Below are 21,480 nucleotides of genomic sequence, written 5' to 3'. Positions count from 1 at the left end.
ATAAAAAAACCGGACATTGTCCGGTTTTTTTATGTTTATTTAAAATACGAGCTCAGTGATGGAGCACCTTCTCCTCAACAACACTTAAAACAAGCTCATCTTTCACTTCATCAAGCGATACAAGCACGACCCCACCCTTATCGAGTTCTCCAAATAAAATCAGTTCAGCCAAAGGTTTCTTCAAATGCTCTTGTATCACCCTCGCCATAGGTCTTGCTCCCATGGTTTGATCATACCCTTTACTTGCTAACCACCCTCTTGCCGTATCGGCCACCTCTAATAACACAGACTTAGAATCAAGTTGTGCCTGCAGTTCAACTAAGAACTTATCAACAACATTAAATATTACCCGCTCATCCAATTGTTTAAATTGAATTACGGCATCCAGTCGGTTTCTAAATTCTGGTGTAAAAGTACGATTAATCGCCTCCATACCATCCGTTGAATTATCTTGATTTGAAAACCCGATTGAACGCTTAGCAAGCACTTCGGCACCAGCGTTTGATGTCATAATCAAAATAACATTTCTAAAATCGGCTTTACGACCATTATTATCCGTTAGCGTTCCGTGATCCATTACCTGTAATAGAATATTAAACACTTCCGGATGCGCTTTTTCGATTTCATCAAGCAACACAACGCTGTGTGGATTTTTAGTAACCGCTTCGGTGAGTAAACCACCTTGATCAAATCCGACATACCCTGGCGGCGCACCAATCAAACGAGATACAGCATGACGCTCCATATATTCAGACATATCAAAGCGAACTAATTCAACTCCGAGCTGTTTAGCTAACTGGCGCGTCACTTCTGTTTTACCTACACCAGTCGGTCCAGCCATCAGAAACGACCCAATAGGCTTTTGATCGGCCTTCAGTCCAGCCCTTGACAACTTTATTGCCGCAGACAGTGATTCAATAGCTTTATCTTGCCCAAACACAACCATTTTGAGATTACGTTCTAAGTTAGAAAGCACCTGCCTATCATCCGAATTTACTGCTTTTACGGGCACACGAGCTATTTTTGAAACAATGTCTTCAATTTCAGTAACAGTAATCAATTCTTTCCGGACGTCTTTAGGTTGCAAACGCTGGAAAGCTCCGGCCTCATCAATAACATCAATGGCTTTATCCGGCATATTCCTGTCAGTGATATAACGTGAAGCTAATTCTGATGCCGCAAGCAAAGCAGGCTCTTCATATTTAACCTGATGATGTTTTTCAAAAGCACCCGCAATGCCTTTTAGTATTTGATACGTATCGTCAACACTCGGTTCATTCACATCAATTTTTTGAAAGCGTCTTGCTAGAGCATGATCCTTTTCAAATACACTTCTAAACTCTTGAAAAGTGGTCGAGCCTATACAACGTAATCCTCCTGAACTCAGTGCAGGCTTAAGTAGATTGGATGCATCCATAACGCCACCTGAAGCGGCTCCAGCACCTATTATTGTATGTATTTCATCAATAAATAAAATCGCATTAGGCTGTTTCTTTAGATCGCCCAACAATTGCTTTAATCGTTTTTCAAAATCGCCTCGATACTTAGTTCCTGCAAGCAAAGCCCCCATATCAAGCGAGTAAACAACACCATCTTGAATCACATCAGGTACCGCTTTATCAATAATACGCTTGGCTAAACCTTCCGCTATGGCCGTTTTACCAACACCTGACTCCCCAACTAATAAAGGGTTGTTTTTACGACGCCTAGACAGGGTTTGTATGACGCGTTCAACTTCATATTCTCGACCAATTAAAGTGTCGATTTTTCCTTTCGCGGCTTCTTCATTCAAATTCGTAGCGTATTTCTGTAAAGGCGCTACGGTACTGTCATCTTGTTCATCCTCTTCAGATTTACTTTCTAATGAGGGTTGATCTCCTACCTTAGAAATACCATGAGCAACAAAGTTCACTACATCAATACGAGCAACACCATGACGTTTTAGTAGATAAACCCCCTGACTTTCTTGCTCACTAAAAATGGCCACTAAAACGTTCGCCCCAGTAACTTCTCTTTTTCCAGAAGATTGAACATGGAATACAGCACGCTGAAGAACCCGTTGAAATCCAAGAGTCGGTTGCACTTCCCTTTCAGTATCCTCTTCAGGTATCAAAGGAGTCGTGCTATCCACAAACTCTTCCAGTTCTTTTTTTAAGACCTCTAACGTAACACCACAAGCAGATAAAACAGATGATGCTGCATAATTATCAATCAAAGCCAACAAGAGGTGCTCAACCGTCATGAACTCATGGCGCTTGTCTCTAGCCGTTTTAAAAGCGTTATTTAAGGTTTGCTCTAGTTCTTTATCTAGCATGTCAGTAACCTCACTCTCAATCAGTCAACTTGTTGCAAATCACACATTAAAGGATGCTCATTTTGTTGAGCAAATTGTTGCACCATTGCCACTTTGGTTTCTGCAACATCAAAAGTAAACACACCACATATGCCTTTGCCTTTAGTGTGAACTTCCAGCATAACTTGTTTTGCTTTTTCTGCATCCAATGAAAAGAAACGTTGTAGTACAAATACAACAAAATCCATAGGCGTATAATCATCATTAAACAAAACGACCTGATACATAGATGGTGGCTTTAGTTGCGTCTCCTCCTCTGAAATAGTCATTATGGAATGACCTTGTTGGTCATCATCTAACCCTAGTCGAGTTTTTTGCGCTGTAATCATCCTCAGTCTCTAAATAATGTAAACGTATAATAAATTACTTCAATACTATCTATTCATACTTAGTTAATTGGCCTAATTTGTGAAAAATCAATTCTCAATATTAACTAAATTCGTTTATTAACAATCAGTGTAGCACCATGTTAAGACTTAAAGTTTGCATAAATTGAGGTTTTATCATCGACATTTTGTCCTCCAAAAAATCTAAAAAACTTTTTTACAATGCGATTTTTGGTATTTATCTCAAATTACACTATGTTTTAGTGTGACCGTTCTTTTTTTATCTATAAATTGAGTTTGCAACACATTGGAGAGGAATATGCACAGTGGAACAGTAAAGTGGTTTAATAATGCCAAAGGTTATGGGTTTATTGTGTGTGATAGCTTTGATGAAGATTTGTTTAGTCATTATTCAGCCATTAATATAGAGGGGTACAAAACCCTAAAATCAGGCCAACGGGTGGCATTTGATGTAACACCTGGAGAGAGAGGCTTACACGCTATTAATATTTCACCTCTACCAGAAGAAAGTGAGAACGCCGCGAAAACCTAAACAGAACAGAGTAAAAAAGACTTACTAAAACCCCGTTTTAAAGGTGCATATTGAAGTGTTTTTTAACATAATAAGGTTAAAAATACAGACTTCTTATGGAACCTGATGACCGATATAATATTATTTAATAAGCCTTTCCAAGTCTTAAGCCAATTTAGTGCTGATGGTGATAAAACCACATTGGCTAACTTCATACATTTACCTGGAGTATATCCAGCAGGCAGACTGGATTTTGATTCTGAAGGACTGATGTTGTTAACCGACAATGGTGCGCTTCAGCATTTAATTTCATCACCTCAATTCAAAATGCCTAAAACCTATTGGGCTCAAGTTGAAGGTGTTCCCTCTGAATCAGCTTTGTCTCAATTAAGAGCCGGTGTTGAATTAAAAGATGGCATAACTTTACCTGCTCAAGCCAAACAAATTTACCCTGAGACCATTCAGGAGAGAACCCCTCCAGTGCGCTTCCGTCAGTCTATCCCGACATCTTGGATTGAGCTGACAATTCATGAAGGCAAAAATAGACAGGTCAGAAGGATGACAGCGGCAGTAGGCTTCCCTACTCTTAGACTCATTCGGGTTGCCATAGGCCCCTATTCCATTAAAACTGAAAACCTAATCACAGGTGAATGGAAAAAAGTATTAATCCCCACAGAACTTCAGCAACAGGTAAGCCGTTTTGAACAACGTAGAAGTAAAAAACCGTCAAAATTTGCCTCGTCTGACCGTCGCAGCCGTTATAGTTCAACAGGAAAAAAGGCTGTTGGGGGAAATAATCAATCGATATCTGATGGTAAAAGAACGAAAAGGCCCTCTCACCAATCCACTGGTCGTTAATCAACCTGCGGGACATGTTGAAAGCAATGAAACATTAGAACAAGCTATAATCAGAGAAGTACTTGAAGAGACAGGCTGGGAGGTAAAACCGACGCAATTATTGGGTTTATATGCCTTTACCCCCAATAAAGGACATGAAACCTATCATAGAGTTTGTTTCATCTGTGAACCTATTAAAACGGCACACTCTCCACTCGATCCAGATATTGACAGCTGCGCCTGGCTAACTAAAGCAGAGGTCTACTTACATCCACTTAGAAGTCCATTAGTCAAACAATGCATTGAAGATTTTGAAAATGGCCTTACATTTCCTTTAAGCTTACTTAATAACACCTACCTCTCAGCCTGTGATAATTACTCACATGAGGTACAATAAGGTTTAATTAATTATCACCATACACTTTTGAGTCCCAATTATTAAATGAATACCAATACCACACCATCAAAAACATCATTAAATTCCGACAAAAAAGTCATTGTTGGTATGTCTGGAGGTGTCGACTCCTCTGTGTCTGCTCTTCTCTTGATGCAACAAGGCTATCAAGTTGAAGGCTTATTTATGAAGAACTGGGATGAAGATGACGGTACGGAATATTGCACAGCCAAAGACGATCTTGCGGATGCCCAAGCCGTCAGTGATACATTAGGTATTCCACTGCATACAGCTAACTTCGCGGCCGAATATTGGGATAATGTTTTTGAACATTTCCTAGAAGAGTACAAAGCGGGACGCACGCCTAATCCAGACATTCTATGTAATAAAGAAATAAAATTTAAAGCGTTTTTAGAATATGCACTAGAACTCGGCGCAGATTACATAGCCACAGGGCATTATGTACGCCGAGGCAATAGTAATGGCGACGCCATATTACTAAAAGGGTTAGACGCAAATAAAGATCAGAGCTATTTTCTTTATGCCGTTGGCAAGGACGAAATTGCAAAAACCTTATTTCCAGTCGGTGAACTTGAAAAACCAGAAGTACGACGCCTAGCGGAAAAACATAATTTAATTACTCATAATAAAAAGGACAGCACCGGTATCTGTTTCATCGGTGAACGCCGTTTTAAAGACTTTTTAGAGCAGTACCTTCCAGCACAACCTGGAAAAATACAAACTTTGTCAGGTGATACCATAGGCAAACATTCAGGGTTAATGTATCACACCATAGGTCAAAGGCAGGGATTGGGCATAGGTGGTTTAGCCAACTATTCTGATGACCCTTGGTACGTTGTTGAAAAAGATCTAAAAAATAATGTGCTAGTAGTAACTCAAGGGGGCGAACACGCGGCTCTTTATAAAACCCATTTAATTGCAGACAATATGGATTGGGTTGCATTAGAAGCACCAACAATGCCATTACAATGCAAAGCAAAGTGTCGTTACCGTCAAGCAGATCAAGAATGCACAATTAATGCATTAGCCGATGGGCGCTATGAAGTCAGCTTTGTAGAGCCTCAAAGAGCCGTCACCCCAGGTCAGTCCGTTGTATTTTATATTGATAATTTATGTTTAGGCGGCGGAATAATTAATCACGCATTTAACAAATAACACCTTCATAAATAGGTAAACCATTATTGTGAGCAATCGAGAAAAAGATCAAATAATTGCGTTATCGGCCCTATTTCAAGCCGCTGAGTTGGTTACAAAATTAGCCAAAACAGGGCAAGTTGATCAGAGCTTACTGACGCCTATTTTAGATAGCGTTTTTATCATGGATGCCGCTAATACATGCGATATTTACGGTGGCGAATGGGAGTGGTCGACACAACTTAGTCAAGGCAAAAAGTTATGCAAGCAGACTCTAGGAAACGACAGAAGCGCTGTAGACCCTGATATCATTCGCTACGCTCTTAGCTTACTCCACTTAGAGGCAAAACTGTCTAAAGACAAACAAATGCTGTCAACGGTTGGCCAGAAGCTGACTCAGTTAATTCGCCAACGAGAGCACTTTGATGCCAGCACTCATTCCAACATGATTGCGGCTATGTCGGGTTTATATCAAGACACCTTGAGCACGTTAAGCTTTCGAGTTCAGGTCCAGGGAGACAGTCGGTATCTACAACAACAGCCTATTGCAGAGCAAGTTAGAGCCATATTATTAGCGGGCGTACGTGCTGCAATTTTGTGGCGACAATTAGGTGGAAGGCGCTGGCATTTTCTCTTAAAAAGGAAGTCTTTGATAGCCGCTTTTGACAAACGATAGCGCAAATCACTTATAAAAATTGTGAGTATATCGTTAGCCAATGCTCATAACCTTGTTTTTTTAGGTATTATACGCACTCGAAAATGATGGATTTCCAGCTTACTGTTAAAACATCAACTAAAACTAGACTCTATTTGATTAGCAATTATCACTAATTCAATTGGTTAAACCGATCATAATGTTAGGGGAAACACATGTCAGATAATCAAACTATCTATTATACACTTACAGATGAAGCACCGGCTCTTGCAACCGCCTCACTATTACCCATTGTTCGCACCTTCACAAAAGAAGCAGGCGTTGCAGTTGAATTAACTGATATCTCTCTTGCTGCTCGTATCCTTGCCGCATTCCCAGAGTCCTTAACACCAGAACAACGTGTAGTTGATGGTTTACAATTTTTGGGTGAGTTAACATTAGATCCATCAGCTAACATTGTTAAACTACCGAATATCAGTGCATCGATCCCCCAACTCACAGCCGCTATTAAAGAACTTCAATCTCAAGGCTATGCAATCCCAAGTTACCCAGAAGCTCCGGTTACTGATGAAGAAAAAGCCGTTCAAGCTGGCTACTCAAAAATTCTAGGCAGCGCCGTAAACCCAGTACTACGTCAAGGTAACTCTGACCGCCGAGCACCAGCGGCAGTAAAAGCTTTCGCACGAAAAAACCCACATTCAATGGGTAAGTGGAGCAAAGCATCTCAATCACACGCTGACTATATGCGCGATGGTGATTTCTTTTCAAGCGAGCAGTCTGTAACGATTGAAAAAGATCAAGATGTACGCCTTGAATTTGTTTCTCAATCAGGTGAAGTAACGCTTAAAAAGACACTACCAGTAATTGCTGGTGAAGTTCTTGATAGTATGAACATGAGCTGCACAAAATTACGTGCATTCATTGAAGAGTCATTAAACGATGCTAAAGAAAGCAATATCATGTGGTCTTTACACGTTAAAGCAACCATGATGAAAGTCTCTCACCCTATCGTATTTGGCCACGCCGTGACGGTTTTCTATAAAGACGTATTTGAAAAATATGGAGAACTTTTCAAAGAAATCGGTGTAAACCCTAATAATGGTTTGGGTAATGTATACGAAAAGATTAAGACATTACCAGAAGCAAAACAAAAAGAAATTACCGATGCTATCGAAGCTTGTTATGCCACTCGCCCAGAATTAGCAATGGTTGATTCTGACCGCGGCATCACCAACCTACACGTACCAAGTGATGTCATTGTTGACGCATCTATGCCAGCAATGATCCGTGGCTCAGGTAAAATGTGGGGGCGAGATGGCCAACCTAAAGATGCAAAAGCGGTTATGCCTGAATCTACTTATGCCCGCATTTATCAAGAAGCGATTAACTTCTGTAAAACCAATGGTGCCTTTGATCCAACGACTATGGGTACAGTACCAAACGTTGGCTTAATGGCTCAAAAAGCAGAAGAATACGGTTCTCACGACAAAACATTTGAAATGTCTGCAAATGGCATTATGCGTGTTGTTGATGAAAATGGCGTTGTACTAATGCAACACAATGTTGAGAAAGGTGATATTTGGCGTGCATGTCAAACCAAAGATGCGCCAATACGTGACTGGGTGAAATTAGGTGTAACTCGTGCTCGTCAATCAGGTACACCAGCCATCTTCTGGTTAGAAGATGAACGCGCGCATGATATCCAACTTCGTCAGAAAGTGGAACTGTACTTACAAGACCATGATCTTGAAGGTGCCGATGTTCGCATTATGTCTTATAACGAAGCGATTCGTTTCTCTATGGAACGAGCAATGCGCGGCCTAGATACTATTTCGGTCACAGGTAACGTATTGCGTGACTACTTAACCGATTTATTTCCAATCCTTGAACTAGGAACGTCTGCAAAAATGCTTTCAATCGTTCCTATGTTGAATGGTGGTGGCATGTACGAAACTGGCGCCGGTGGATCAGCACCAAAACACGTACAACAATTAGCTCAAGAAAACCACTTACGCTGGGATTCTCTTGGTGAATTCTTAGCCATTGCGGTTTCTTTAGAAGAGTTGGGCATTAAAAATAATAATGAGAAATCGGTAGTATTAGCAAAAACGTTGGATAAAGCGACTGAACGTTTGCTAGATACCAACAAATCTCCATCTCGTAAAACAGGTGAACTTGACAACCGCGGCAGCCATTTCTACCTAGCGCTATACTGGTCTCAAGAACTTGCGACTCAGACAGAAAATGCAGAACTAGCAGAGAAATTTGCGCCATTGGCCGCAAAACTTGGCGAAAATGAAGCTAAAATCGTTGCGGAGTTAAATGGTGTTCAAGGTAACCCTGCCGATCTATCTGGTTATTACCATATTGATCTTGAACAAGTGACTAAAGTAATGCGCCCTAGTGCAACACTTAATGCCGCATTAGAAACACTGTAACTTTTAAATTTACCGTTAAATAGTAAATTTAAAAGCCCAAAAAAGCCCAAACGATATTTTTCGCTTGGGCTTTTTACTCATTAGCGTCGATATAAGTATGAGCTCTCTTAAATACCTAAAGCACTACTCTCAAGAACTACAAGCACAGATAACACAGCTTATTGAGTCAGAAAAGCTCACAAAGCATATTCTCAAGCATTACCCTACCCCCCACCAAGTAAGTAACGACAAAATGTTAAGGGAATTCACTTTAGAGTTTAAAAATCGCTATATCAAAAAATCAGACCCTCTTAGTAAAGTAATTTATGACAATAAAATTCATGTGGTCAATAACGCCCTTGGATTACACAGCTACGCATCACGGGTCCAGGGCAATAAGCTTAAAAGCAAAAATGAAATCCGTATTAGCTCTGTTTTTAAAAAAGCACCTGAAGCCTTCTTACAAATGATAGTCGTACATGAACTAGCGCACTTAAAAGAAAAAGATCATAACAAGGCATTTTATAAACTGTGCTGTCATATGCTACCTAACTATCATCAGTTGGAATTTGATATGAGACTTTATCTGACTCATTTAGAGTTTATTGGAGAAGTATACCTTTCTGAAGAGCAAAGCCGTTAAACTTATAATCATTACTCAGCCACAATAGATTAAAGAATGTTCGTCCTAGAATGGCTTATAAGTCCCCTTTTGCCTATAATAGCCGCTCCCTGAAAATCATGGTCGAGGCTCTCTCTCAATGCAACAACTAGGCTTTACACAACTCTCAAGTTTAAACGCTATCTCTCCAATTGATGGCCGATATGGCGCAAAAACTCAAATTCTGCGTCGTTCTGTAAGTGAATACGGTTTACTAAGAATGCGAGTTTTAGTGGAAGTTAGATGGTTACAAGCTCTGTCTAATCATTCCGAGATTCAAGAAGTTCCTGTATTAAGCGAATCGGCTAACTTATTCTTGAACGAACTCGCTGAAAATTTCAGTGAGGCAGACGCTCAAGCAATTAAAGACATCGAGAAGACCACCAACCACGATGTTAAAGCCGTAGAATATTTCATCAAAGGCAAGATGGAGACAGTCCCTGAGTTAGCGGCCGTTTCTGAGTTTGTTCACTTTGCATGTACATCAGAGGACATCAATAACTTGTCCCATGCCTTGATGCTAAATGAGGCATTAAATGACGGCATTCTTCCTGAATTGAATAACGTCGTAAATGCTATTCAGAAATTAGCCATCGAGCATGCAGAGCAATCTATGCTATCTCGTACCCACGGCCAAACCGCCTCACCAACCACCGTTGGTAAAGAAATGGCGAACGTGGCCGCTCGTTTAGCGCGTCAAGTAAAGCAAATCAAACAAGTTGAGTTTCTTGGCAAAATTAACGGTGCAGTTGGTAACTACAATGCACACCTTTCGGCTTACCCTACTGTTGATTGGCAAGCCCATGCAGAAGCGTTCGTTACCTCTTTAGGTTTAACCTGGAACCCTTACACGACTCAAATCGAACCGCACGATTATATTGCTGAGCTATATGATGCTCTTTGTCGTTTCAATACCATTTTGATCGATTTCGACCGGGATGTTTGGGGTTATATTTCAATGGGCTTCTTTAAGCAAAAAACCATTGCAGGTGAAATTGGTTCTTCAACTATGCCCCACAAAGTGAACCCTATTGACTTTGAAAACTCAGAAGGCAACCTGGGCATTGCGAATGCTATTATGGGTCATCTAAGTGCAAAACTACCGATTTCACGCTGGCAACGAGATCTAACGGATTCCACTGTTTTACGTAACCTTGGGGTAGGCTTAGCTCATTGCTTAATTTCTTACCAAGCCACGTTAAAAGGGATCAGTAAACTAGAAATAAATAAGCCTCGTCTAGAGCAAGACCTTGACTCGGCTTGGGAAGTACTTGCAGAACCCATCCAAACCGTTATGCGCCGTTACGGAATTGAGTCTCCATACGAAAAATTAAAAGAATTGACTCGTGGTCGTACTATTGACCAAGCAACAATCGAAGCATTTGTTGATACGCTTGAATTACCGGAAGAAGCAAAACAACAATTAAAAGCATTAACGCCAAGCAATTATATTGGTAATGCCATTGCACAAGCAAAAAATATTGACGCCGTATAAACTTTTATTCTGCGTTCACATGCTAGACTAAAGCTGATTATTTTTTAAACTTAATTAGCTAATTAAAAAAGAGCCCTCTGAACGGCTCTTTTTTAATTAACTCAACTTTTTTATTTGATAGAGATACAACATGAGTACACTGGATTCTCCTATTTCCATTTTAGGTGGCATGACTATTCGCACTTTTATGGAAGAATACTGGCAGCAAAAACCTTTAGTCATTCGAGGTGGTTTAGTCAACTTTCCATTGCCTTTGGAAGCGGATGAATTAGCCGGGCTCTCGATGGAAGAGGAAGTCGAATCTCGTATTGTTATCGAACATGGCAAAACCCCATGGGAGTTAAAACAAGGACCTTTTAGTGAAGATACTTTTACGAATCTACCTGAGACGGAATGGACTCTACTTGTACAGGCAGTTGACCACTGGGTTCCAGAAGTTCAAGAACTCAAGGAACGGTTTCACTTTTTACCAAGCTGGCGCTTAGATGATGTTATGGTCAGCTATGCAACAGAAGGTGGCAGTGTTGGCCCTCATTTTGATCAATACGATGTGTTTTTAGTGCAGGTTGCTGGCGCTCGTCATTGGCAAGTTTTATCACCTTCCCAATACAAAGACACACCTATAAAAGATATTGAGCTGCATATTTTATCTGAGTTTACTCCAGATGATACACAGGAATACGAATTGCAAGCAGGTGATATTCTCTATTTACCCCCTAACTTTGCTCATAATGGCCGAGCATTAGACAATGATTGCATGACCTATTCTGTTGGCTTCAGAGCACCAAGCATTCAAGATGCCTTAACTGGGATGCATGATCAACTCATTGAAGAAGCCGATGAGAAAAAACGTTTTGCCGCTCCAGGCGTCTTTAAAGATCTACATCATGCCGCCATTGATACCAGCGACATTCACTACCTTCATGCTGAACTCTGTAAACTATTAGATCAACCAGAAAAGCTGTTAGACTGGTTAGGTCAGAATATGAGTGACGTAAAATACCCTGAATTCCAGAAAATCCTCTCGGAAGAAGAAACTAACCAAACCTTAAATCAGGCGAAAAACGGCGCTTCATTTTTTCGCCCAGGTGACGCAAGAATTTGTTACGCTGAATCATTTACAGACAGTCAAAAAATCAAATTATTTTGTAATGGTGATCATTTACTTATTGATAAGTCATTGGAAAGCTTTATTCAAGCACTATGTGATCAAGTAGAATTTGACTTTACTGAATTAGATTTTAATCAACACCCAGATATAGAACCTATGCTGAAGTTTTTATTTCAAGCACAAGGACTAGTTGAGTTGATTGAAAACGAAGACTAAGAAGGATTTTTATGAAAGTTTTAACTACCGATTGGAGCAGTAGTAAAGCACAACTACAATTTGTTCGTAGGCAAGTCTTTATTATTGAACAAGGTATTGATGAGCAAGATGAATGGGATGAACTCGATGAGACATCCGTACATTTTGTTTCTTTTGGCACCACCGCTGTACCAACAGGGGTAGCAAGGCTTACACCAGAAGGAAAGATTGGTCGTATGGCTGTCCTTCCAAGCTATCGTCATCAAGGGTACGCGTCTATGATTTTAGCTAAAGCCATACAAGTGGCCCGCGAAATGGGACATAAAACAGTTTCTCTGCATGCTCAAGCGGATGCTCAAGCCTTCTATGAAAAACAACATTTTAAGACAAATGGAAAAGTTTTTTTAGAGGCAGGAATCTTTCACGTATTAATGGAAAGAGAGATTTAAGCTAACATAGTTATCATAGACAATAAAAACGGGCTTACAAAAGCCCGTTTTTATTGATGACCGCTGTTTTATCGATTAAACAACAGCAATTAGCTCAACATCAAATACCAATACAGAGAAAGGCTTGATCATTGCACCTGCGCCTTGAGCACCGTATGCAAGTTCCGCAGGAATAGTAAGACGGTATTTAGCCCCCTCTTTCATCATTTGCAACGCTTCAGTCCAACCAGCAATAACACCGGTCACAGGGAATTCAATTGGTTCACCACGAGCGATAGAGCTATCAAAAACTTGACCATCAATTAAACGACCTTCGTAATGCACTCGAACCGTAGAAGCGGTAGTAGGTGTTGCACCAGTACCTTCTTCAATCACTTCGTATTGAAGGCCACTTTCAGTTACCTGAACACCATCTTTTGCTTTGTTTTCAGTTAAGAAATCTTCGCCCGCTTTTACCGTTTCTTCTGATGCCGCTTTTTGCTTTTCTTCCATGGTTGCTTGTAAAGAGGCAAATGCCGCTTCCAATTCTTCACCAGGAACACGCATTTCCGCGTCATTCAACGCATCTTCAATAGCCGCAAATAGGTGCTTTAAAGAAATTTCACCTAGGTCGCTTCCACGAAGCTGATCACCAATTTGACGACCAATTCCATAACCAATCTTTGCTTCGTTTGTGTCGAATGACAACTCTGACATAGTCAATACTCTCTTATATAAATGTATTTTGAATTAAGAGCAACATCATAACATAGACGTTTTCCTCTTCCGACCCATGATTTACATCTGATAATGACGAAATGAGGAACAATAAAAAAAAATCGGCTCACTCATCAAATATTGACCTGCATCAGATGAAATTTTAACCATTGGACTAGAATAAAAGCCATTGAATATACTTAGCAGTCGTTCTAAACAATCAATCAGGGGAACACTATGTTAGCAAAAATCAATACTATTATTTATGCCTGCGATCTAGAAGGAAAAACCCAAGAGGCGATGAGCTTTGTAATGAGTATGGCATTGCAAAATCAAGCCAAAGTTATCTTAGTGCATGCTTTAAACCCAACTAGTCCACAAACAGAAGGGATGATTCAGAACTATCTGCCGGCAGAAACACTTCAACGAATTAGAGAAGAGTTTATTAGTACTACCAGTGAAAAAATGCACGCTCAGATCAACGCATTTTTAGAAGAAAATAGCGAGGAGCTTAAAGACCTCAAGCATAAACCTGAGTATGTAGTAGCAGCAGGAGCACCTCATGAAGCCATCCAAAATACCGCTAAAGGCTATAAAGCAGACATCATTGTTATGAATAGTCGTACACACTCTAAATTAGGACAAATGATGCTAGGCTCCACAGCCAATAAAGTCATTCATCAAAGCCATATTCCAGTGCTAGTTGTTCCCATTCGATAATTTAATACTAGCGTCAAATAATAATCATGGTTACACTTTACTGTATATAAAACCAGTAAAGTAAAACCATGATCTTATATATAGCAGAAAAACCTAGCGTTGGGCGCGCTGTAGCCGATGTACTACCGAGACCTCATCAAAAAGGGGACGGTTATATTAAGTTAGCCAATGGCGATATTGTCACTTGGTGCATCGGTCACCTATTGGAACAAGCCGAACCCGAAGCCTATAATAGTGACTATAAAAAATGGCGTAAAGAAGACCTTCCTATTATTCCTGAAAAATGGAAACATCAGGTAAAACCTCAAACAAAAAAACAATTTTCCGTTGTAAAGAAACTCATCAAAGAAGCTGACACTCTTGTAAACATGGGAGATCCAGATAGAGTAGGTCAAATTCTAGTGGATGAGGTGATCAATTATGTCGGCGTCAGCAAAAAAAGCTCGAGTCAACAAAGCGCTGTTTAATTAGCGATATGAACCCCAGTGCTATCAAAAAATCTTTAAGTAATTTACGTAACAATACCGATTTTGTTCCTTTAGCGACGTCAGCTCTTGCCCGCGCTCGCGCTGATTGGCTATACGGAATAAATATGACACGTCTATGTACTTTACAAGGACAAAAGTCAGGCTATAGTGGCGTTCTATCTATTGGTCGGGTTCAAACACCTATTCTAGGATTGGTAGTCCATAGAGATCAAGAAATTGAAAAGTTTATACCCAAGCCTTTCTATGAAGTATTTATCACTTTAGCAACCGCTAAAAAAGAACAATACCAAGCAAAATGGAAACCCAGTGAAGCATGCTCCCCTTATATGGACGAAGATGGCAGAGTGCTATCAAAAAAACTGGCCCAGAATGTTGTCAATAGAGTAACAGGGAAGAAAGGTACGGTTACCTTGGTCAAAACAGAGAATAAAAAGCAGCCCCCCTCTTCCTTATAATTTATCGGCCTTACAAATTGATGCATCAAAACGCTTTAATTTAAATGCACAGCAAACTCTTGATATTTGCCAACAGCTCTATGAACGACATAAACTTGTGACCTACCCTCGCTCTGATTGCCGCTATCTACCAACAGGGCATCTAGATGACAAGTCTACAGTCATACAATCCATTGCAAAAACCTCCCCAAACTTGTCTTTAGCCGCTAAAAATGCCAATTTATCACTCAGAAGTAAAGCTTGGAACGATGACAAAATTAGTGCCCATCATGCAATCATCCCAACCTCTAAATCAATGGATGCCAGTCGCCTCACTAAAAACGAAAACGGTATATATGAACTCATCGCTCGGCAATATTTAATTCAATTTTATCCAAATTTTGAATATGCCGAGAAACAAATTAACCATGATGTCTCAGGAGGTTTATTCATATCAAAGCAAAAAGACACACTACATGAAGGCTGGAAAGCTCTTTTTCCCGTAAAAAATACGCTCGACAAAGAAAATGAGTTTTCTAATACAAACTTACCAAATGTATTAAAAGGGGATCAAGTTCAATGCCTTAATGGAAGACTTGACGAAAAAACAACAAGCCCTCCTAAACATTTTACCGATGCAACTTTGCTTTCAGCTATGACAGGGATCGCTCGTTATGTAACCGATTCTGAGATTAAAAAAGTATTACGCGAGACGGATGGTCTTGGTACAGAAGCCACACGGGCAGGAATCATAGAATTACTCTTTAAACGCCAATTTTTAACGAAAAAAGGCAAAGAGATCCATGCGACAACCATTGGGAGGCAATTAGTAGATAGCTTACCCAAACAAATGGTATTACCTGATATGACGGCCCATTGGGAATCACAACTGGAAGCTATTAGTGAGAAAAGAATCAGTTACCATCATTTCATGACCCCATTAATTACAGGACTTAGTCAACTCATCCATGAGGTTGAACAAGTGAGCTTTTCAGGAATGAATGGAATGGGGAAAAAATTCACAAAAAGAAAAAAGTCTACTAGAAACAAAACACGGAGTAAAAATGCGACTAATTAACACCCCAGTATCGACTAGCATTGTAGCCAATGCTTTAATTTTTAAAGAGTCATCTTACATATTATGTAAATGTCACCGTTTATCCAAGAGCTAACCAGACCCCCACTCCTAACATTAGTGTCCCTGCGATTCTATTCATTAATTTTACGTTACCACTTTTCTGTAGCAAGGTACGCAGTGTTCTGCCGCCGGTTGCATAAATCAATAAACAAACAAATTCTAGTGTTAAAATAATAGCCACTAGAATACTGAGTTGACTGAATAATGATTGTTCAGTTGATAGAAAAGGAGGCAATAAAGCAACAAAAAAAGCCCAACCTTTAGGGTTAGCAATTGCAGTCATAAACCCTTGGCTTGCTAATTCAACCCGAGAAGCGGGGGCGCCATCGGCTGCAGAAGACTTAATCGCCATTTTGCCTTTTGAGCGCCACATTTGAATGCCAATATATGCTAAATAAGCACCACCTACGTATTTAAATACAACAAATGCACTTGGGTAATTAAGTAGCAACGCCGCAACGCCTATAGCAGAAGAAATAGCAACTAAAGCAACGCCACACAGTTCACCGAGCATCATCCACAAGGCTCGACGTACCCCTATCGTCATCCCCATTGTCATGGCTAAGGTCATACACATACCTGGAGTAATAGAGACAAAAAAGAATGTCGGTATAAATACCGAAAGCAATGATAGATTCACAACTGTTCCTATATGAAAAAGTAATTTACAAAATAAAACCGAGAATTAACAACACAGATCAAAAATACTTTTTCTTCTCAAATTCCGAACCTCCGATAAATTTATTCCATTCATCATCCGTGTCGTCCTCTTCATCATCCCCTAAAAGCGCCTGTTCTTGCTGTTGCAACAATAGATCACTTTCGATCTCATCGGCATACCCTTGGAACTTTTTCCTTGCCTCATCCGCTTCAGGAACTTCCTTAATTGGATCTAGCTCATCAACCGCTTGCTTGTATAAACCAATGGCATCATCAAATTTATTCATTAAAAAGGCTTGTCGCGCTAAATAGCCTTTATGATCAGCACTCACTTTATATCTAAAAAAAGCCAGTAACGACCTATATTTAAACGCCGAATCTGAATCAATTTTTTTCTGTTCTTTTGATACATTTAAGAAGTTATCAAACGAATCAAACAAACGCTTTAGCTCTATAACTTGCAATTCATCATTAACCGCCCGAGCTTTCCTTTTTTGTTTGCTATCACGAAATTCTTGCATCTCTTCAGCAGCATGAGCCCGCCTGCGTTTTAGTGATTCATCTGGCTGCAACGATAAAAGTTCATCAAAAACCGAGACAAGACACGAAAAGAGCCAAAGCCTTAAATCCTTTGGTTGGTATTGTGGTGGAAAGTCATCAAGGTATCGACGTATTTGCCTGGCTTGGTTATTCAAAAGAGACGCCTTACGAAGCTTTTCAAGACGAGCCTGCTCTTTCACTTGCAACATGATTACAAAACCAATAAAACCACCAAAAAGTGCAAGTAGAACAATTATGGTAATTGTCGTCATAAATCTGCCCAAAAGTTACATTAATCAAAATATTAAAATAAATATTATTTGAAAGAACCGTGCCTTTGTATTAATTAACGCCTGTTACTCTACTAAAGAGTTTTGATTACTATAAAGCTGTTTTTCTACCAACAGAATAGGAACGCTAATTTTTTCTATTCAGTCATCACAATCAACCAATAAAAATAAAACGATCTCAATACTGGCCGTTAAGCCTTTAAAATAAAACAAAAAGCCAGTGTAGATCGCTACACTGGCTTTAAAAATACAATACTCTACCGTCACTTACAAATTATGATTAATTATTACTAACACTGAAACCTAATAACATATAAAAAATCATAGCCGATAAAATGGCAGAAGTTGGTACAGTAATAATCCAAGCCGCCGCAATTTTAAGCAATGCAGATCGTTTCACCAACTCTTTCTTTGTGGCTTTTTTTAGCCCTTTACGTTCACGCTTAGAAATAGGAGACATATCGGCTAAGTCTTTTAATTCACGCAACAGCGCCCTTTTCCCCTCTACTGACTCTGACTTAAAGCGTGCGACAAATTCACTTGTTTGTACAGCATCATGACCAGCATCTTCAGAATGAGAAATTATTGAAGCAAGCTTTTTGTGATAAGACGCTTTGACGTATTCTCGTAAAAAGCCCACTCCGAAAATACCACCAACAGCAATATGAGTAGAGCTAACTGGAAGCCCTAACTGAGAAGCTATAATTACGGTAATCGCAGCGGCCATTGCAATACAAAAAGCACGAATTTTATCCAACTCGGTAATTTCCGAACCTACCGTTTTTATAAGTTTAGGCCCATATAGAGCTAAACCTACAGCGATGCCTATACCACCAACAAGCATAACCCATAGAGGTATTGCCGCTTTAGATGCAACAGACCCCGTAATCAAAGCATCATTAATCGCCGCAAGAGGTCCAATTGCATTCGCTACGTCATTGGCACCATGGGCAAAACTCAACAGAGCGGCCGATATAATTAATGGGATAGTAAATAAATCATTTACAGAGTTTTTGGTGTTTTTCAAACTGTCAGCGGCTTTTTCAATAAAAGGACGAACAAGAAAATAAGCAACAATGGCAATACCAAACCCCATCATAGCCGCCGTTACGAGATCCGTTTTCCACAGTTTTTTCAAGCCTTTCATTATCAAGTAAGTTGAAAAAGCCCAAACCATTAACGCAATTAAAAGAGGCACAACTTTACGAGCGGCTGTAATCATATCTGTCTGATAAGTCACACTGCGCTTGATATAGATTAGAAAAGAGGCCGCAATAACCCCCCCAAACAAAGGAGAAATCACCCAACTTGCTGCAATGGCCGCCATTTGCCCCCAGTTAGCAATATCCCAACCACCAGCAGCAATACCTGCACCTAAAACACCACCAACAATAGAATGTGTAGTGGATACAGGCGCTCCTACATAAGTAGCCAAATTAAGCCATAATGCGCCAGCAAGTAATGCCGCCATCATAATCCAAATAAAGGTTTCAGCATCCGCTATAGCGTTTGGATTGATAATACCTTTCTTTATCGTTCCAACAACACTGCCCCCAGCAATAAGGGCCCCAGCAGCTTCAAACACAGCCGCGATGAGTATTGCTCCAGTCATTGAAAGAGCTTTGGAACCTACCGCAGGTCCGACATTATTGGCAACATCATTAGCACCAATATTCAATGCCATATAAGCGCCGATAGCCGCCGCAATGGCAAGAATAGAAACATTAGATACGGCCGCACCATTTGAACTGGCATACAGGCCAACGGCTATGACAAAAGCAACAGCAATCATCAGACGCATAATATCTGGAAAGCCAAAGCCTGAAGAGTTCATCTTTTGATTTTTTGAAAGATCCATACGGTCTCTACTATTTTTTGAGGTTTAAATGTATTCAGGCTTGAAACTAATTTGAATTAGCTTCATTTACGGCACGTCCAAGCCACACCTGAAATTCATAAATCTACTACAATTTCGTCATAAAACTGTAAAAACGGCGCCATTCTACTATGCACCAACAGATATAAAAACCCTTTAGAATTTTAACTTTTGTAAATCAATAGTTACTAATCTAGTACCTTCTTCCTTGAAAGCAAAGAATAGTTTGTTTTACAGAACTAACACTCGATTACATTAACCGCTAATCCACCTCTAGAAGTTTCTTTATACTTTTCACTCATATCAAGTCCAGTATCTTTCATCGTTTTAATCACCTTGTCTAGAGAGACATAGTGGGACCCATTACCTCTTAGAGCTAATGAAGCCGAATTAATTGCTTTTACGGATGCCATCGCATTGCGCTCGATACAAGGCACTTGAACTAAACCACCAATTGGGTCGCAAGTTAGTCCTAAATTATGCTCCATTCCTATTTCAGCGGCATTTTCTATTTGTTCAGGCGTACCGCCTGTTGCGGCAGCTAATCCAGCCGCGGCCATAGCACAAGCCGAACCAACTTCACCTTGACAGCCGACCTCGGCACCAGATATAGACGCGTTTTTCTTAAACAGCATGCCAATTGCCGCAGCAGTTAACATGAAGTCAATAATCCCTTGCTCGCTAGAGCGAGGGCAGAAGTCCCAATAGTAATGTAAAACGGCTGGTATAATTCCTGCGGCGCCATTGGTTGGCGCCGTTACGACACGCCCTCCACCAGCATTTTCTTCATTTACAGCGAGTGCATATAAATTTACCCAATCCATAGCGCCTAGAGACGGAGTAATCATATCCATTCTATTTTTATTACTTAAATCCGCAAATAAACTCGCTGCTCTCCGCTTTACTTTTAAACCACCAGGCAATATGCCTTCATTTGCCTTGCCGTTTTCAACGCATTCCTGCATTACACTCCAAATATTAAGAATGCCCGTTTTAATTTCCGCTTCAGAGCGCCATACTTTTTCATTTTCTAGCATGAGTTCAGCCATACTCAAGTCATGCCGTTTGCATAAATCCAGTAGTTCCACCGCACTATTAAACTCATAAGGTAACTCGGTGCTGTCTTCTACCAGCTCAACGTCACCTTTTGAATTCTCTTTAACGATAAAGCCGCCACCTACCGAGTAGTAGGTTTTTTCAACAATTAAATTCAATTCATTATTAAATGCACGCAATGTCATACCGTTAGCATGAAAATCTAAGCGTTTGATTTTATGAAAGATTAGGTCTGTTTCTGGGTGGAAAGTTAACGATTTATGACCAAGCAAGAGCAAAGCATGATTGGTGTGGATTGCTTCAACTCGTACATCAACTGATTTTGGGTCGATACTCTCAGGCCAATCTCCTTCTAACCCCATCAATACCGCCTTTCCAGTACCATGACCCTTACCTGTTGCTCCTAATGAACCATACAATTCACATTCAATTCTAAAAACATCATCCAATATATTCTCATTTGATAAAAACTGAGCAAATTCATTTGCAGCAATCATTGGACCAACTGTATGGGAGCTTGATGGACCAATACCAATTTTAAACAAATCAAATAAACTTATTGCCATGATGTTCTCTCACTTAAATTCATTGAATATGGCAACAAGAGTTGTCATATTCAATTTGCCTAATAATAAAAATCCTTAGGTAGGTCTTAGCCTTCCCTAAAAATGAATTTAATTTCCAATAGGAAACTTATGACATTCTCACATACAATTTTCCGTTTTGACAATGCTTTTTTTAGCGAAATATCAGTGTAATTTCAAAATAGCACCAGCATAGACTTCATTCCATATCATTAATCTAATTTTTAGTCATAGAACAAAACACTTCATAAAAAAAGCCTAGCTCACTTTAAAACTGAGGATTGAAATTAAATTAGGAAAATCAAACAGGATAGTTAAGCAGGCGAAAATCTGTAGAGCATAAAAATCCATTCGATTAGGATTTTTTCTATTGTCATCACCAATTCTGAAAGATGAGATGGTTTCACAAATGAATAAA

At 39.8% G+C, this 21,480-nt stretch carries 19 protein-coding genes and 1 pseudogene; 13 read left to right on the top strand and 7 right to left on the bottom strand.

The annotated features are described in order from the left end of the window. Window positions 1–52: 52 nt before the first annotated feature. Both clpA and clpS read right to left on the bottom strand, forming a co-directional pair. Entirely contained in the window at window positions 53–2,314 is a 2,262-nt protein-coding gene (gene clpA / locus O1D97_RS16750; protein WP_269127308.1) for an ATP-dependent Clp protease ATP-binding subunit ClpA, read from the bottom strand. Window positions 2,315–2,334: 20 nt separating this feature from the next. Next, entirely contained in the window at window positions 2,335–2,682 is a 348-nt protein-coding gene (clpS, locus tag O1D97_RS16745; protein WP_269127307.1) for an ATP-dependent Clp protease adapter ClpS, read from the bottom strand. A gap of 316 nt (window positions 2,683–2,998) precedes the next feature. Here clpS and O1D97_RS16740 point away from each other — a divergent pair, with 316 nt between their 5' ends. The 10 genes from O1D97_RS16740 (at window position 2,999) to O1D97_RS16695 (ending at window position 12,580) form a co-directional block, all read left to right on the top strand. Then, a complete protein-coding gene (locus O1D97_RS16740) occupies window positions 2,999–3,232 on the top strand; it encodes a cold shock domain-containing protein (RefSeq protein WP_269127306.1) in 234 nt (77 codons plus the stop codon). 105 nt (window positions 3,233–3,337) lie between these two features. Next, window positions 3,338–4,069 (top strand): pseudouridine synthase, encoded by a 732-nt coding sequence (locus O1D97_RS16735; protein ID WP_269127305.1) that lies wholly within the window; start codon window positions 3,338–3,340, stop codon window positions 4,067–4,069. After that, window positions 3,954–4,445 carry an NUDIX domain-containing protein gene (locus O1D97_RS16730; RefSeq protein WP_269127429.1) on the top strand — a complete coding sequence of 164 codons (492 nt, stop codon included), beginning with the start codon at window positions 3,954–3,956 and terminating at the stop codon, window positions 4,443–4,445. Before O1D97_RS16735 ends, O1D97_RS16730 begins: the two co-directional genes overlap by 116 nt. A gap of 45 nt (window positions 4,446–4,490) precedes the next feature. Further along, window positions 4,491–5,618 carry a tRNA 2-thiouridine(34) synthase MnmA gene (gene mnmA, locus O1D97_RS16725; protein WP_269127304.1) on the top strand — a complete coding sequence of 376 codons (1,128 nt, stop codon included), beginning with the start codon at window positions 4,491–4,493 and terminating at the stop codon, window positions 5,616–5,618. 28 nt (window positions 5,619–5,646) lie between these two features. Further along, window positions 5,647–6,273 carry a high frequency lysogenization protein HflD gene (hflD, locus tag O1D97_RS16720; protein ID WP_269127303.1) on the top strand — a complete coding sequence of 209 codons (627 nt, stop codon included), beginning with the start codon at window positions 5,647–5,649 and terminating at the stop codon, window positions 6,271–6,273. A gap of 194 nt (window positions 6,274–6,467) precedes the next feature. Then, on the top strand, window positions 6,468–8,690 hold the full coding sequence (locus tag O1D97_RS16715) for an NADP-dependent isocitrate dehydrogenase (RefSeq protein WP_269127302.1): 2,223 nt from the start codon (window positions 6,468–6,470) through the stop codon (window positions 8,688–8,690). Between the two features lie 97 nt (window positions 8,691–8,787). Beyond that, complete coding sequence (locus O1D97_RS16710) at window positions 8,788–9,312, top strand: YgjP-like metallopeptidase domain-containing protein (RefSeq protein WP_269127301.1); 525 nt, start codon at window positions 8,788–8,790, stop codon at window positions 9,310–9,312. A 118-nt stretch (window positions 9,313–9,430) separates the two neighbouring features. After that, window positions 9,431–10,825, top strand: a complete 1,395-nt coding sequence (purB, locus tag O1D97_RS16705; protein WP_269127300.1) for an adenylosuccinate lyase — start codon at window positions 9,431–9,433, stop codon at window positions 10,823–10,825. Window positions 10,826–10,955: 130 nt separating this feature from the next. Beyond that, the gene (locus O1D97_RS16700; protein WP_269127299.1) at window positions 10,956–12,152 is read left to right on the top strand and encodes a cupin domain-containing protein; all 1,197 of its coding nucleotides are present in this window, start codon (window positions 10,956–10,958) and stop codon (window positions 12,150–12,152) included. Window positions 12,153–12,163: 11 nt separating this feature from the next. Continuing rightward, window positions 12,164–12,580 (top strand): GNAT family N-acetyltransferase, encoded by a 417-nt coding sequence (locus O1D97_RS16695; protein ID WP_269127298.1) that lies wholly within the window; start codon window positions 12,164–12,166, stop codon window positions 12,578–12,580. A 75-nt stretch (window positions 12,581–12,655) separates the two neighbouring features. Here O1D97_RS16695 and bamJ read toward each other — a convergent pair whose 3' ends face one another. Continuing rightward, the gene (gene bamJ / locus O1D97_RS16690) at window positions 12,656–13,276 is read right to left on the bottom strand and encodes a BamJ family beta-barrel-assembly machinery protein (RefSeq protein ID WP_269127297.1); all 621 of its coding nucleotides are present in this window, start codon (window positions 13,274–13,276) and stop codon (window positions 12,656–12,658) included. A gap of 237 nt (window positions 13,277–13,513) precedes the next feature. On the opposite strand from bamJ, the gene O1D97_RS16685 reads away from it, so the two are divergent. From O1D97_RS16685 to O1D97_RS16670, 3 genes and pseudogenes are all read left to right on the top strand, one after another. After that, window positions 13,514–13,996 carry a universal stress protein gene (locus O1D97_RS16685; RefSeq protein WP_269127296.1) on the top strand — a complete coding sequence of 161 codons (483 nt, stop codon included), beginning with the start codon at window positions 13,514–13,516 and terminating at the stop codon, window positions 13,994–13,996. Between the two features lie 68 nt (window positions 13,997–14,064). Further along, complete coding sequence (locus O1D97_RS16680; protein ID WP_269127295.1) at window positions 14,065–14,463, top strand: toprim domain-containing protein; 399 nt, start codon at window positions 14,065–14,067, stop codon at window positions 14,461–14,463. An 8-nt stretch (window positions 14,464–14,471) separates the two neighbouring features. Further along, window positions 14,472–15,996 (top strand): annotated as a pseudogene (locus O1D97_RS16670) (DNA topoisomerase 3). Window positions 15,997–16,075: 79 nt separating this feature from the next. On the opposite strand, the gene O1D97_RS16665 reads toward O1D97_RS16670, so the two are convergent. The 4 genes from O1D97_RS16665 to O1D97_RS16650 all read right to left on the bottom strand — a co-directional run bounded on the left by O1D97_RS16665 (window position 16,076) and on the right by O1D97_RS16650 (window position 21,044). Continuing rightward, window positions 16,076–16,696, bottom strand: a complete 621-nt coding sequence (locus O1D97_RS16665) for a LysE family translocator (protein WP_269127293.1) — start codon at window positions 16,694–16,696, stop codon at window positions 16,076–16,078. 58 nt (window positions 16,697–16,754) lie between these two features. Next, window positions 16,755–17,528: a hypothetical protein gene (locus O1D97_RS16660; protein WP_269127292.1), complete on the bottom strand. Its 774-nt coding sequence runs from the start codon at window positions 17,526–17,528 to the stop codon at window positions 16,755–16,757. Between the two features lie 298 nt (window positions 17,529–17,826). Further along, complete coding sequence (locus O1D97_RS16655; RefSeq protein ID WP_269127291.1) at window positions 17,827–19,404, bottom strand: inorganic phosphate transporter; 1,578 nt, start codon at window positions 19,402–19,404, stop codon at window positions 17,827–17,829. Window positions 19,405–19,661: 257 nt separating this feature from the next. Then, window positions 19,662–21,044, bottom strand: a complete 1,383-nt coding sequence (locus tag O1D97_RS16650) for an L-serine ammonia-lyase (RefSeq protein WP_269127290.1) — start codon at window positions 21,042–21,044, stop codon at window positions 19,662–19,664. Between the last annotated feature and the right edge of the window lie 436 nt (window positions 21,045–21,480).

Source organism: Marinomonas phaeophyticola (assembly GCF_026966905.1).
Lineage (GTDB): Bacteria > Pseudomonadota > Gammaproteobacteria > Pseudomonadales > Marinomonadaceae > Marinomonas > Marinomonas phaeophyticola.
Note: the sequence above shows the minus strand (reverse complement) of the source record. Positions and strands in the feature narration are given on the sequence as shown.